The sequence below is a fragment of the Flavobacterium sp. 102 genome (assembly GCF_003634615.1).
GTDB lineage: Bacteria > Bacteroidota > Bacteroidia > Flavobacteriales > Flavobacteriaceae > Flavobacterium.
On the sequence record NZ_RBKX01000001.1, the window covers coordinates 1611658 to 1624445 of the forward strand.

24 protein-coding genes and 1 pseudogene are annotated in these 12788 nt (G+C 36.6%); all 25 read left to right on the top strand.

All coding sequences use genetic code 11. From position 1 onward, the window contains the following. Window positions 1–5 precede the first annotated feature (5 nt). Window positions 6–284 carry a 30S ribosomal protein S19 gene (gene rpsS / locus C8C84_RS07020; RefSeq protein ID WP_007136562.1) on the top strand — a complete coding sequence of 93 codons (279 nt, stop codon included), beginning with the start codon at window positions 6–8 and terminating at the stop codon, window positions 282–284. 6 nt (window positions 285–290) lie between these two features. Then, window positions 291–701 carry a 50S ribosomal protein L22 gene (gene rplV / locus C8C84_RS07025; protein ID WP_121312854.1) on the top strand — a complete coding sequence of 137 codons (411 nt, stop codon included), beginning with the start codon at window positions 291–293 and terminating at the stop codon, window positions 699–701. A gap of 5 nt (window positions 702–706) precedes the next feature. After that, the gene (gene rpsC / locus C8C84_RS07030; protein ID WP_121312855.1) at window positions 707–1468 is read left to right on the top strand and encodes a 30S ribosomal protein S3; all 762 of its coding nucleotides are present in this window, start codon (window positions 707–709) and stop codon (window positions 1466–1468) included. Window positions 1469–1486: 18 nt separating this feature from the next. Then, window positions 1487–1912: a 50S ribosomal protein L16 gene (gene rplP / locus C8C84_RS07035; protein WP_121312856.1), complete on the top strand. Its 426-nt coding sequence runs from the start codon at window positions 1487–1489 to the stop codon at window positions 1910–1912. A 13-nt stretch (window positions 1913–1925) separates the two neighbouring features. Next, a complete protein-coding gene (gene rpmC / locus C8C84_RS07040; RefSeq protein WP_121315001.1) occupies window positions 1926–2117 on the top strand; it encodes a 50S ribosomal protein L29 in 192 nt (63 codons plus the stop codon). A 15-nt stretch (window positions 2118–2132) separates the two neighbouring features. Continuing rightward, entirely contained in the window at window positions 2133–2393 is a 261-nt protein-coding gene (gene rpsQ, locus C8C84_RS07045; protein WP_121312857.1) for a 30S ribosomal protein S17, read from the top strand. 2 nt (window positions 2394–2395) lie between these two features. Beyond that, window positions 2396–2764 carry a 50S ribosomal protein L14 gene (gene rplN / locus C8C84_RS07050; protein ID WP_007803649.1) on the top strand — a complete coding sequence of 123 codons (369 nt, stop codon included), beginning with the start codon at window positions 2396–2398 and terminating at the stop codon, window positions 2762–2764. Window positions 2765–2775: 11 nt separating this feature from the next. Beyond that, window positions 2776–3090: a 50S ribosomal protein L24 gene (gene rplX, locus C8C84_RS07055; RefSeq protein ID WP_121312858.1), complete on the top strand. Its 315-nt coding sequence runs from the start codon at window positions 2776–2778 to the stop codon at window positions 3088–3090. A 2-nt stretch (window positions 3091–3092) separates the two neighbouring features. Further along, on the top strand, window positions 3093–3644 hold the full coding sequence (rplE, locus tag C8C84_RS07060; protein WP_121312859.1) for a 50S ribosomal protein L5: 552 nt from the start codon (window positions 3093–3095) through the stop codon (window positions 3642–3644). Between the two features lie 3 nt (window positions 3645–3647). Then, a complete protein-coding gene (gene rpsN, locus C8C84_RS07065; RefSeq protein WP_121312860.1) occupies window positions 3648–3917 on the top strand; it encodes a 30S ribosomal protein S14 in 270 nt (89 codons plus the stop codon). Window positions 3918–4021: 104 nt separating this feature from the next. After that, window positions 4022–4420 (top strand): 30S ribosomal protein S8, encoded by a 399-nt coding sequence (gene rpsH, locus C8C84_RS07070; protein WP_121312861.1) that lies wholly within the window; start codon window positions 4022–4024, stop codon window positions 4418–4420. Between the two features lie 16 nt (window positions 4421–4436). Beyond that, the gene (gene rplF / locus C8C84_RS07075) at window positions 4437–4979 is read left to right on the top strand and encodes a 50S ribosomal protein L6 (protein ID WP_121312862.1); all 543 of its coding nucleotides are present in this window, start codon (window positions 4437–4439) and stop codon (window positions 4977–4979) included. A gap of 11 nt (window positions 4980–4990) precedes the next feature. Continuing rightward, entirely contained in the window at window positions 4991–5344 is a 354-nt protein-coding gene (rplR, locus tag C8C84_RS07080; RefSeq protein WP_121312863.1) for a 50S ribosomal protein L18, read from the top strand. A gap of 3 nt (window positions 5345–5347) precedes the next feature. After that, a complete protein-coding gene (rpsE, locus tag C8C84_RS07085) occupies window positions 5348–5872 on the top strand; it encodes a 30S ribosomal protein S5 (RefSeq protein ID WP_121312864.1) in 525 nt (174 codons plus the stop codon). A gap of 12 nt (window positions 5873–5884) precedes the next feature. Beyond that, entirely contained in the window at window positions 5885–6067 is a 183-nt protein-coding gene (rpmD, locus tag C8C84_RS07090; RefSeq protein WP_121312865.1) for a 50S ribosomal protein L30, read from the top strand. Between the two features lie 12 nt (window positions 6068–6079). Further along, window positions 6080–6532: a 50S ribosomal protein L15 gene (rplO, locus tag C8C84_RS07095; protein ID WP_121312866.1), complete on the top strand. Its 453-nt coding sequence runs from the start codon at window positions 6080–6082 to the stop codon at window positions 6530–6532. An 11-nt stretch (window positions 6533–6543) separates the two neighbouring features. Next, on the top strand, window positions 6544–7887 hold the full coding sequence (gene secY / locus C8C84_RS07100) for a preprotein translocase subunit SecY (protein WP_121312867.1): 1344 nt from the start codon (window positions 6544–6546) through the stop codon (window positions 7885–7887). A 5-nt stretch (window positions 7888–7892) separates the two neighbouring features. Then, entirely contained in the window at window positions 7893–8108 is a 216-nt protein-coding gene (gene infA / locus C8C84_RS07105; protein ID WP_026714631.1) for a translation initiation factor IF-1, read from the top strand. A 10-nt stretch (window positions 8109–8118) separates the two neighbouring features. Next, the gene (gene ykgO, locus C8C84_RS07110) at window positions 8119–8235 is read left to right on the top strand and encodes a type B 50S ribosomal protein L36 (protein ID WP_073370549.1); all 117 of its coding nucleotides are present in this window, start codon (window positions 8119–8121) and stop codon (window positions 8233–8235) included. A gap of 2 nt (window positions 8236–8237) precedes the next feature. Continuing rightward, complete coding sequence (gene rpsM / locus C8C84_RS07115; RefSeq protein ID WP_121312868.1) at window positions 8238–8612, top strand: 30S ribosomal protein S13; 375 nt, start codon at window positions 8238–8240, stop codon at window positions 8610–8612. 8 nt (window positions 8613–8620) lie between these two features. Beyond that, window positions 8621–9004 carry a 30S ribosomal protein S11 gene (gene rpsK / locus C8C84_RS07120; RefSeq protein ID WP_121312869.1) on the top strand — a complete coding sequence of 128 codons (384 nt, stop codon included), beginning with the start codon at window positions 8621–8623 and terminating at the stop codon, window positions 9002–9004. An 80-nt stretch (window positions 9005–9084) separates the two neighbouring features. Further along, complete coding sequence (gene rpsD / locus C8C84_RS07125) at window positions 9085–9690, top strand: 30S ribosomal protein S4 (protein WP_121312870.1); 606 nt, start codon at window positions 9085–9087, stop codon at window positions 9688–9690. A 21-nt stretch (window positions 9691–9711) separates the two neighbouring features. Beyond that, window positions 9712–10704 carry a DNA-directed RNA polymerase subunit alpha gene (locus C8C84_RS07130; RefSeq protein WP_121312871.1) on the top strand — a complete coding sequence of 331 codons (993 nt, stop codon included), beginning with the start codon at window positions 9712–9714 and terminating at the stop codon, window positions 10702–10704. A 61-nt stretch (window positions 10705–10765) separates the two neighbouring features. Next, window positions 10766–11239, top strand: a pseudogene (rplQ, locus tag C8C84_RS07135) (50S ribosomal protein L17); the annotation flags it as partial. Window positions 11240–11666: 427 nt separating this feature from the next. After that, window positions 11667–12788: a glutamine-hydrolyzing carbamoyl-phosphate synthase small subunit gene (gene carA, locus C8C84_RS07140; RefSeq protein WP_121312873.1), complete on the top strand. Its 1122-nt coding sequence runs from the start codon at window positions 11667–11669 to the stop codon at window positions 12786–12788.

Consider the following 12788-nt stretch of genomic DNA (forward strand, 5'->3'; position numbering starts at 1 on the left):
AAGACATGGCACGTTCATTAAAAAAAGGACCTTTTGTACACTATAAATTAGATAAGAAAGTTCAGGAAAATATTGCTGGTGGAAATAAAGGTGTAGTTAAGACTTGGTCTAGAGCATCTATGATTACTCCGGATTTCGTGGGACAAACTATCGCAGTTCACAATGGTCGCCAATTCGTTCCGGTTTATGTAACTGAGAATATGGTAGGACACAAATTAGGAGAGTTTTCACCAACCAGATCTTTTAGAGGTCACGCTGGAGCAAAAAATAAAGGTAAAAAATAAGAAGCAATGGGAGTTCGTAAAAGAGAAACAGCAGATGCGAGAAAAGAGGCTAATAAGTCTATTGCTTTCGCGAAATTGAATAACTGCCCTACTTCACCTAGAAAAATGCGCTTAGTAGCAGACTTGGTAAGAGGTCAGAAAGTGGAAAGAGCTTTAAATATTTTAAGATTTAGCTCAAAAGAAGCTTCAAGAAAATTAGAGAAATTAGTATTATCAGCGATCAACAATTGGGAGCAGAAAAATGCTGACGGAAACGTTTCAGAAGCAGGCTTATTTATAAAAGAAATCCGTGTTGACGGTGGAATGATGTTGAAAAGACTTCGTCCGGCCCCACAAGGAAGAGCACACAGAATTAGAAAACGTTCAAACCACGTGACAATCGTGTTAGGAGCTAATGATAACACACAAGCAAATTAATTAAGATGGGACAAAAGACAAATCCAATAGGAAACAGACTTGGTATCATCAGAGGATGGGATTCAAACTGGTATGGTGGAAATGATTACGGTGATAAAATCGCTGAAGATTATAAAATCAGAAAGTACATTCATGCTCGTTTATCAAAAGCTAGTGTATCAAAAGTAATCATCGAGAGAACTTTGAAACTTGTAACCGTTACTATCACTACTGCTAGACCTGGTATTATTATCGGGAAAGGTGGTCAAGAGGTAGACAAGTTGAAAGAAGAACTTAAGAAAGTTACTGACAAAGAGGTTCAAATCAACATCTTTGAAATTAAAAGACCTGAGTTAGATGCGTATTTAGTTGGAACTAGTATTGCACGTCAAATCGAAAGCCGTATTTCATACAGAAGAGCTATTAAAATGGCTATCGCAGCAGCAATGCGTATGAATGCAGAAGGTATTAAAGTTTTGATTTCTGGTCGTTTGAACGGTGCTGAAATGGCACGTTCTGAGCAATTCAAAGAAGGTAGAATTCCTCTATCAACTTTCAGAGCCGATATTGATTATGCTTTGGCTGAAGCACATACTACTTATGGTAGAATGGGTATCAAAGTATGGATCATGAAAGGTGAGGTTTACGGAAAACGTGATTTATCTCCACTTGTTGGAATGGATAAAAAACAAGCTTCTGGCGGAAAAGGCGGGGATTCTTCAAAAGGAGGAGACAGAAAACCTTTTAACAAAGACAGAAAACCTGGTGGAGACCGTAAAAGAAAGTAAATTTTAAACTAAAGAAAAATGTTACAGCCTAAAAGAACAAAATACCGTAAGGTACAGAAGGGTAGAATGAAAGGCGTTTCTCAAAGAGGACACGAGCTTTCTAATGGAATGTTTGGAATTAAATCAGTACATGAAAATGGAATGTTCTTAACTTCACGTCAAATCGAAGCGGCACGTATTGCTGCCACTCGTTTTATGAAAAGAGAAGGACAGTTATGGATTAAAATATTTCCAGATAAACCGATCACCAAAAAACCTCTAGAGGTACGTATGGGTAAAGGTAAAGGAGCGGTCGAATATTGGGCTGCTGTTGTGAAACCAGGAAAAATTATGTTTGAAGTTGGTGGAGTTCCACTAGCGGTTGCAAAAGAGGCTTTGCGTCTTGCTGCTCAAAAACTTCCTGTAAAAACTAAGTTTGTCGTTGCTAGAGATTTCGAAGCATAATCTAAAATTAATTATGAAACAATCAGAAATTATAAATCTATCCGCAGCTGAGTTGCAAGAAAAACTTAGTCAATTAAGAAAAGCGTATTCAGACCTAAAATCAGCTCACGCTATTTCTCCAATTGCCAATCCACTTCAAATTAGAAGTGCTAGAAGAGCGGTTGCTAGAGTAGCAACAGAGCTAACTAAAAGAGAGTTACAATAATTGTATTCTGCTAAAATGGAAGATAAAAGAAATTTAAGAAAAGAAAGAATTGGTGTTGTTACGTCAAACAAAATGGACAAGTCTATTGTTGTGGCACAAGTAACCAGAGTAAAACACCCGTTATACGGTAAGTTCGTGTTAAAAACTAAAAAGTTTCATGCACACGACGAAACAAATGACTGTAACATTGGTGATACAGTAAAGATCATGGAAACAAGACCTTTATCAAAAACCAAATGTTGGAGACTAGTTGAAATCATTGAAAGAGCTAAGTAATTATGGTACAACAAGAATCGAGATTAAAAGTAGCAGATAACACAGGAGCAAAAGAAGTTTTGACTATCCGTGTTTTAGGAGGAACGAAACGTCGTTATGCCTCTGTTGGAGATAAAATTGTAGTGTCAATAAAAGACGCAACACCAAACGGAAACGTGAAAAAAGGTGCTGTTTCTACTGCAGTTGTTGTACGTACCAAAAAAGAAGTGAGAAGAGCCGATGGTTCTTATATCCGTTTTGATGACAATGCTTGTGTTCTTTTGAACGCGGCAGGTGAGATGAGAGGAACACGTGTTTTTGGTCCGGTTGCGAGAGAACTTCGTGAAAAACAATTCATGAAAATTGTATCATTAGCACCAGAAGTGCTTTAATTGTTAGTAAAATGATAAAGCTAAAAATAAAATCAGGAGACATCGTTACCGTTATCGCAGGAGACCATAAAGGTTCTGAAGGTAAAGTGGTAAGTGTTGACCGTGAGAAAAACAAAGCAATCGTTGAAGGCGTAAACATGGTTTCGAAACATACAAAACCAAGTGCTAAAAACCCTCAAGGAGGAATTGTTAAGAAAGAAGCTCCTATTCATATCTCAAACCTTGCATTGATTGATCCAAAATCAAAATCTGCCACTAAGGTTGGTATCAAAACAGAAGGAGATAAGAAAGTGAGATTTTCAAAAAAATCTAATCAAGTATTATAGTTATGGCATATACACCTAGACTTAAGCAAGAATATAAGGACAGAGTAATTGCTGCCCTTAAAGAAGAATTCGGTTATAAAAACGTAATGCAAGTTCCTAAATTGGAAAAAATCGTTTTGAGCCGTGGCGTTGGAGCAGCAGTTTCTGATAAAAAATTAGTTGACTATGCAGTTGACGAATTGACAAAAGTAACTGGACAAAAAGCAGTATCTACAATCTCTAAGAAAGACGTTGCGTCTTTCAAATTGAGAAAAGGGATGCCAATTGGTGCCAAAGTAACTCTTAGAGGAGAAAGAATGTATGAGTTTTTAGATAGACTTATCACATCATCTTTACCACGTGTAAGAGATTTTAGCGGTATCAAAGCTACTGGTTTTGACGGAAGAGGTAATTATAACCTTGGTGTTACTGAGCAAATCATTTTCCCAGAAATTGATATTGATAAAGTAAATAAAATATCAGGTTTGGATATTACATTCGTAACTTCTGCAAACACAGATAAAGAAGCAAAGTCATTATTGGCTGAATTAGGTTTACCTTTTAAAAAGAATTAAGACATGGCTAAAGAATCAATGAAAGCCCGTGAGGTGAAAAGAGAAAAAACGGTAGCAAAGTACGCTGAGAAAAGAAAAGCTTTATTAGAAGCTAAAGATTACGAAGGCTTACAAAAATTACCAAAAAATGCTTCACCGGTTCGTATGCACAATCGTTGCAAATTAACAGGTAGACCAAGAGGGTATATGCGTCAATTTGGTCTTTCACGTGTAACATTCCGTGAAATGGCAAATAACGGATTAATCCCGGGAGTTAAAAAAGCTTCTTGGTAATCTCGCAATAAGTTATTACTTTTGCAAACCAAAAAATAATTTTAATTGGTTAAAGGTTCATTGGGCGAGTGCCTCTTGAAAACCATGACCGCAAATTTATACATATGTATACAGATCCAATTGCAGATTATCTTACGAGAGTTAGAAATGCAGTGATGGCAAACCACAAAGTGGTTGAAATCCCGGCTTCGAACTTGAAAAAAGAAATCACAAAGATTTTATTCGATCAAGGATATATCTTAAGTTACAAATTTGAAGACAGTACTGTTCAAGGTACTATCAAAATCGCTTTGAAGTATGATAAAGATACTAAAGAGTCTGTAATCAAAGATATTCAAAGAATTAGTAAACCAGGTTTACGTAAATATGCAGGTTCTACAAAAATCCCAAGAATCCTTAACGGATTAGGAATTGCTATTGTTTCAACTTCAAAAGGTTTAATGACCGGGAAACAAGCTAAGCAATTAAATGTTGGTGGAGAAGTAATTTGCTACGTATACTAATAAAAACAGTTAAACAATGTCAAGAATAGGTAAAAATCCAATTTCAATTCCTGCTGGTGTTACTGTTGAAGTTAGTGAAACAGTAATTACAGTTAAAGGAAAATTAGGTCAACTTACACAAGATTACGCAGACGTAACAGTAAAAGTTGAAGAAGGTCAACTAGTAGTAGAAAGACCATCTGATAGTAAAGATCATAGAGCAAAACACGGATTATACAGATCATTAATCAATAACATGATTATTGGTGTATCTGAAGGTTTTACCAAAGAATTAGAATTGGTTGGAGTAGGTTATAGAGCTTCAAACCAAGGTCAAAAATTAGACTTAGCATTAGGTTTCTCTCACAATATCGTTTTAGAAGTTGCTCCAGAAGTAAAATTAGAAACGATATCTGAAAAAGGTAAAAACCCAATCGTGAAGTTAACATCTTTCGACAAACAATTAATCGGACAAATCGCTGCGAAAATCAGAGGTTTCCGTAAACCAGAACCTTACAAAGGAAAAGGTGTTAAGTTTGTTGGTGAAGTATTAAGAAGAAAAGCAGGTAAATCAGCGTAAAAAGTAGCATTATGTCATTAACAAAAACTGAAAGAAGACAAAGAATTAAATTCAGAATCAGAAAGATTGTTAGCGGTACTACTGCTAGACCAAGATTATCTGTATTCAGAAGTAATAAAGAAATCTACGCACAACTAATCGATGATGTGAATGGAGTTACTTTATTGGCTGCTTCATCAAAAGATAAAGGAGTAGATATTAAAGGTACAAACGTTGAAGTTGCCGCAGCAGTTGGAAAACTTGCAGCAGAAAAAGCGTTAAAAGCCGGGATTACTGAAGTAACTTTCGATAGAGGAGGTTATTTGTACCACGGTCGTATTAAATCATTAGCAGAAGGCGCAAGAGCGGCTGGACTTAAATTCTAATATATTATGTCTAAATACAAAAATGTAGAATTAGTAAAACCTAGCGGTCTTGAATTAAAGGATCGTCTGGTAAGTGTAAATCGTGTTACCAAAGTTACAAAAGGTGGTAGAGCTTTCGGCTTCTCTGCAATTGTAGTAGTAGGTGATGAAAACGGTGTTGTTGGACATGGTTTAGGAAAATCTAAAGACGTTTCTGAAGCTATTGCTAAAGCAGTAGAAGATGCAAAGAAAAACTTAGTTAGAATTCCTTTAAGTGGTCAATCTGTACCTCACGAACAAAAAGGAAAATTTGGTGGAGCAGCAGTATTTTTGATGCCTGCATCTCACGGTACCGGAGTAATCGCTGGTGGAGCTGTTCGTTCAGTTCTTGAGTCGGTTGGTATTCACGATGTATTGTCAAAATCACAAGGTTCATCAAATCCTCATAACGTGGTAAAAGCAACTTTTGATGCTTTATTACAAATGAGAAGTGCCGTTACTGTTGCAAAACAAAGAGGTATTTCTTTAGAAAAAGTTTTTAAAGGTTAATTCAAGGAAATTATGGCTAAATTATTAGTAAAACAAGTTAGAAGCAAAATCAATTGTCCTCTTACACAAAAGAGAGGATTAGAGGCTTTAGGTCTTCGTAAAATGGGACAGGTTGTGGAGCATGATTCAAATCCAGCTATCCTTGGAATGATAAATAAAGTTAAACACTTAGTTTCCGTAGAGGAAGTTAAATAACAAATCATAGTTATGAATTTAAGTAACTTACAACCTGCTGAAGGTTCTACACACAATCAAAACAAAAGATTAGGTAGAGGAGAAGGTTCTGGTAAAGGTGGTACCGCTGCAAGAGGTCACAAAGGAGCTAAGTCTCGTTCTGGTTATTCTAAAAAGATTGGTTTTGAAGGTGGACAAATGCCACTTCAAAGACGTGTACCTAAGTTTGGTTTCACAAACATCAACCGTAAAGAATATCAAGGTATTAATCTTGATGCACTTCAATTATTAGTAGATAACGGAACAGTTACAGATACAGTAGATTTTACAGTATATGTAGAAACTCGTTTGGCTACTAAAAACGAATTGGTTAAGATTTTAGGAAGAGGAGAATTAAAAGCAAAATTAAAAGTAACTGCTCACAAATTTACTGCAACTGCTAAAGCCGCTATTGAGGCTGCTGGTGGAGAAGCTGTAACCTTATAATTATCAGAACAATGAAGAAATTTTTTGAATCATTAAATAATGTTTGGAAAATAGAAGAACTGAAAAACAGAATCTTGGTAACTCTTGGTCTGTTATTGGTTTATAGATTTGGAGCGCATGTTACTCTTCCGGGAATTGATGCTACACAGTTAGAAAACTTAGCAGGTCAAACAGACCAAGGTATTGGATCAATACTTGATATGTTTACCGGTGGAGCCTTCTCTAAAGCATCAGTTTTTGCGTTAGGTATTATGCCTTACATCTCAGCTTCAATTGTTGTTCAATTAATGGGTATCGCTATTCCTTACTTGCAGAAATTGCAAAAAGATGGCGAAAGTGGCAGAAAAAGATTGAATCAAATTACAAGATGGTTAACCATCTTAATCACCTTGGTACAAGGTCCTGGTTATATTTATAACCTATACACCACTTTGCCTCCAAGTGCATTCCTATTAGGATTTGATTCATTCCAGTTTTTGTTCTCTTCAGTATTAATTCTAACTACAGGTACAGTATTCGCTATGTGGTTAGGTGAAAAAATTACAGATAAAGGTATTGGTAATGGTATTTCCCTATTAATTATGGTAGGAATCCTTGCCAGATTACCACAAGCTTTGTTTCAAGAGTTTACTTCTAAAGTGACCAACAACAATGGTGGTCCGATGTTATTAGTACTTGAAATCATCGTTTGGTTATTGGTAATCATTGCTTGTGTTCTATTGGTAATGGCAGTTAGAAAAATTCCGGTGCAATACGCTCGTCGTACAACAGCCGGTGATTTCGAACAAGATTCATTAGGAGGTAACAGACAGTGGATTCCGTTAAAACTGAATTCTGCAGGAGTTATGCCAATCATTTTTGCGCAAGCTATTATGTTCATACCGGCAGCCGTGGCTGGACTTTCAAACTCTGAAACGTCACAGTCTATTGCAGGTACGTTTAGTAACATGTTCGGATTTTGGTACAACTTAGTATTTGCATTGTTGATTTTAATATTTACTTTCTTCTACACTGCAATTACAGTTCCTACAAACAAAATGGCCGATGATTTAAAAAGAAGTGGTGGTTTTATTCCGGGGGTTAAACCTGGTGTCGAAACTGCCGATTTCTTAGATAGAATCATGTCTCTTATAACATTCCCTGGTTCGTTATTTTTAGCATTAATTGCTGTGTTCCCGGCGATTGTTGTTAGTCTTGATGTACAACAATCATGGGCTATGTTCTATGGTGGTACTTCATTAATCATTATGGTTGGTGTAGCTATCGATACTATTCAACAAATAAATTCTTATTTATTGAATAAACACTATGACGGATTGATGAAAACGGGTAAAAATAGAAAAGCAGTAGCTTAATTTTTATGGCAAAACAATCAGCAATAGAACAAGACGGATCAATAATCGAAGCATTGTCAAATGCAATGTTCCGTGTAGAATTAGAAAACGGACACGTTGTAATTGCTCATATCTCCGGAAAAATGCGTATGCATTACATCAAATTGTTACCTGGTGACAAAGTGAAACTGGAAATGAGCCCTTACGATTTGTCAAAAGCAAGAATTACTTATAGATATTAAAAGTATTACAATGAAAGTAAGAGCATCAGTTAAAAAAAGAAGTGCCGAGTGCAAGATTGTACGAAGAAAAGGCAGATTATACGTAATCAACAAAAAGAATCCTAGATTTAAACAAAGACAAGGATAGTTATGGCAAGAATAGCAGGGGTAGACATCCCAAAAAACAAAAGAGGAGTTATCGCTTTAACCTACATCTTCGGAGTAGGTAGAAGTAGAGCTATTGAGATTTTAGAAAAAGCTCAAGTGAGCCAAGATAAAAAAGTTCAAGATTGGAATGACGACGAAATCGGAGGAGTCCGTGACGCCGTATCATACTACAAGATTGAAGGTGAGCTTCGTTCAGAAGTGTCATTACACATCAAACGTTTAATGGATATTGGATGTTATAGAGGTATCCGTCACAGATCTGGTCTTCCTTTAAGAGGACAAAGAACTAAGAACAACTCTAGAACAAGAAAAGGTAAAAGAAAAACTGTTGCTAACAAGAAAAAAGCAACTAAATAATAAGTAATATGGCTAAAGCAACTGCAAAAAAACGTAAAGTTATCGTTGAATCAACGGGTGAAGCTCATATTAATGCAACCTTTAATAACATCATCATTTCGTTAACAAACAAAAAAGGTGAAGTTATCTCTTGGTCTTCAGCTGGTAAAATGGGCTTTAGAGGTTCTAAAAAGAACACTCCATACGCAGCTCAAATGGCCGCAGAAGATTGTGGAAAGGTGGCTTTAGAAGCTGGTCTTAAAAAAGTAAAAGTTTATGTAAAAGGACCGGGTAACGGACGTGAGTCTGCTATCAGATCTATTCATAATTCAGGAATTGAAGTAACCGAAATCATCGACGTTACTCCAATGCCACACAACGGATGTCGTCCTCCTAAAAGACGTAGAGTATAATTATAGTATAATCAAGATAGAATAAAGATTATCGGAGGATTCGACCTGAATTCATAATCTCTATCTTAAAACAATTTAAAATGGCAAGATATACTGGTCCAAGTACAAGAATTGCTCGTAAATTTGGCGAAGCAATATTCGGAGAAGACAAATCCTTCGAAAAAAGAAATTATCCTCCTGGACAACACGGGATGGCTAAAAAAAGAGGTAAAAAATCTGAATACGCTGTCCAGTTAATGGAAAAGCAAAAAGCTAAATATTCTTATGGAATTTTAGAAAAACAATTCAGAAACCTTTTCGAAAAAGCAGCAGCTTCTAAAGGCGTAACAGGTGAAATCCTTTTACAATTATGCGAAGCTCGTTTAGATAACGTTGTATTCAGAATGGGAATTGCACCTTCAAGAAGAGCTGCAAGACAAATCGTTTCTCACCGTCACATCACTGTAAACGGAGAATTGGTAAACATCCCATCTTACCACTTGAAACCAGGTGACAAAGTTGCTGTTCGTGAAAAATCTAAATCTGTTGAAGCTATTGAGCGCTCATTAGCCAATTCTTCTCATGTATATGAGTGGATCACTTGGAATAATGATACTAAAGAAGGGACTTTTGTTTCCGTTCCTCAAAGACTTCAAATTCCAGAAAATATTAAAGAGCAATTAATCGTAGAGTTGTACAACAAATAATAATTGACATTAGTCTAAATTATGGCAATATTTAATTTTCAGAAGCCCGATAAAGTTATCATGATCGATTCAACCGATTTTGAAGGTAAGTTTGAATTCAGACCTTTAGAACCGGGATACGGATTGACAGTTGGTAATGCACTTAGAAGAGTTTTACTTTCTGCGTTAGAAGGTTATGCCATTACTTCGGTTCGTATCGAAGGAGTTGAGCATGAGTTTTCAACCATTTCAGGAGTTGTTGAAGATGTTACTGAAATTATCCTTAATCTTAAACAAGTACGTTTCAAACGTCAGATCGAAGATGTAGATAATGAAACAGTTTCTATCTCAATCTCAGGAAAAGACCAAATTACAGCAGGTGATTTTCAAAAATTCATCTCCGGTTTCCAAGTGTTAAACCCGGAACTGGTAATTTGTAACTTGGATAGCAAAGTTAACCTAAACATGGAATTAACTATCGAGAAAGGTCGTGGTTATGTTCCTGCTGAGGAGAACAAAAAACAAAATGCAGCAATTGGTACTATTTTTACAGATTCTATTTTTACTCCGGTAAAAAATGTAAAATACGCTATTGAAAACTTCCGTGTGGAGCAAAAAACAGATTACGAAAAATTAGTTTTTGAAATCAAAACTGATGGTTCTATCAATCCAAAAGATGCCTTAACAGAAGCTGCCAAAGTTTTAATTCACCACTTTATGTTATTCTCTGATGAGAGAATTACTTTAGAAGCTGATGAAATTGCGCAAACAGAATCTTATGACGAAGAATCTTTACACATGAGACAGTTGTTAAAAACTAAGCTTGTAGATATGGATTTATCAGTAAGAGCCTTAAACTGTTTGAAAGCAGCCGAAGTTGACACTCTTGGAGATCTTGTTTCTTTCAACAAAAACGACTTAATGAAGTTCCGTAATTTTGGTAAAAAATCGCTAACGGAGTTAGACGAATTGGTAGCCAATAAAAATTTAACTTTCGGGATGGATTTAGGTAAATACAAATTAGATAAAGAATAAATTACTTCATATTTTGCTCTCCAAGGTGGATTGAGCAAGATGAAGGTTAAAAAAACACGTCATGAGACACGGAAAAAAAGTAAATCACTTAAGCAGACAGACCGGACATAGAAAATCTATGTTGGCTAACATGGCTTGTTCTCTTATCGAGCACAAACGTATTAATACTACTGTCGCTAAAGCTAAAGCGCTTAAACAATTTGTTGAGCCATTAGTAACAAAATCAAAAGAAGATACTACGCACAACAGACGTATCGTTTTCGCTTACTTACGCAACAAATATGCCGTAACTGAATTATTCAGAGACGTAGCTGCAAAAGTAGGTGATCGTCCGGGTGGATATACTCGTATCATCAAAATGGGTAACCGTCTTGGAGATAACGCAGATATGGCCATGATTGAGTTAGTAGATTTCAACGAACTATACAACGGAGGTAAAAAAGAAGAGAAAAAAGCGAAAAGCCGTCGTGGTGGAAAAGCTAAAGCTACTTCTACTGCAGCTCCTGAAAAAGTGGAAGCTCCTGTGGTGGAAGCTGCTCCTGCACCAGTGGTGGAAGAAGTGGTTGAAACTCCGGTTGCAGAAGTTGTTGAAGCTCCGATTGTTGAGGAAACTCCAATCGCTGAAGCAGAAGCTCCTACAGCAGACGAAACTCCGGAAGCTCCGGCTGACGAAGAATCTAAAGAAGAGCAAGCCTAATGGTTGCCCACTCTTAAATATAAAGGATAAACGTTTTGTTTATCCTTTTTTTTTGGCTTGAATTGAACAAATATTTTGTTTTAAAGTCAGCAGCGAATGGTTCGGGATTTATCAGCCATCCATTTTCCCGCTGTTTGCACTACACGGTAGTCGCGTCCATCGGGGCTAGAGGAGAAACTAAAGGAATGTTTATAAACTTTTACAATTCCATTTTAATATAAGCCAACAATAAATTAATTTTGCACAACTACAACACAACAACATAATGAAGTATACGACACGACCACAAGCCATCTTACTGCTAGCAGACGGCACTATCTTTTACGGAAAATCAATCGGTATCTCGGGTAAAACCTTTGGCGAAGTTTGTTTCAACACCGGAATGACCGGTTACCAAGAAATCTTCACCGATCCGTCCTATTTCGGACAAATCATGGTAGCGACCAATCCACACATTGGTAATTACGGAGTAAACGCTAACGAAGTAGAAGCAGATAAAATCATGATTTCAGGGTTGGTTTGTAAAAACTTCAGCTTTACCCATTCTCGCCGTGATTCAGAAAGCAACCTATACGATTACTTCGAAAAAGAAAACCTAATCTGTATCTCAGACGTTGATACCAGAGCTTTGGTAAGTTACATCAGAGACCACGGAGCACAAAATGCCGTAATCTGCACAGACGGCACTCCGATAGAAGATTTAAAACAACAACTAGCCAACGTTCCCGATATGAAAGGTTTGGAATTGGCGTCAACAGTATCAGTAACAGAACCATATTTTTTCGGAGACGAAAAAGCTACTTATAAAATAGCAGCTCTCGACTTAGGAATCAAAAGAAACATCTTAAGAAACCTAGCCAAAAGAGATTGCTACATCAAAGTATTCCCATACAACGCCACTTTTGAAGAATTAAAATCTTTTAATGCTGATGGCTATTTCTTGTCAAACGGACCGGGCGATCCGGAGCCGTTGGAAGGCGTAATTAAAGTAGCTGCAGCAATGATAGCTTCAGACAAACCGGTTTTCGGAATCTGTTTAGGGCATCAAATTATTGGTTTGGCCAATGGCGTTTCTACTTACAAGATGTTCAACGGCCACAGAGGAATCAATCATCCGGTAATGAATGTCTTGACCGGAAAAGGAGAAATCACCTCGCAAAATCACGGATTTGCGGTCAACAGGGAAGAATTGGAAAAACATCCTGATTTAGAAATCACCCATTACCATATCAACGACAATACTGTAGCCGGAATGCGAATGAAATCCAAAAACTGTTTCTCAGTACAATACCATCCGGAAGCCAGTCCGGGACCGCATGACTCTTCTTATTTGTTTGATGATTTTATAACCAACATAAAAAAGGCAAAGAATCTACTTGAAGTGTAA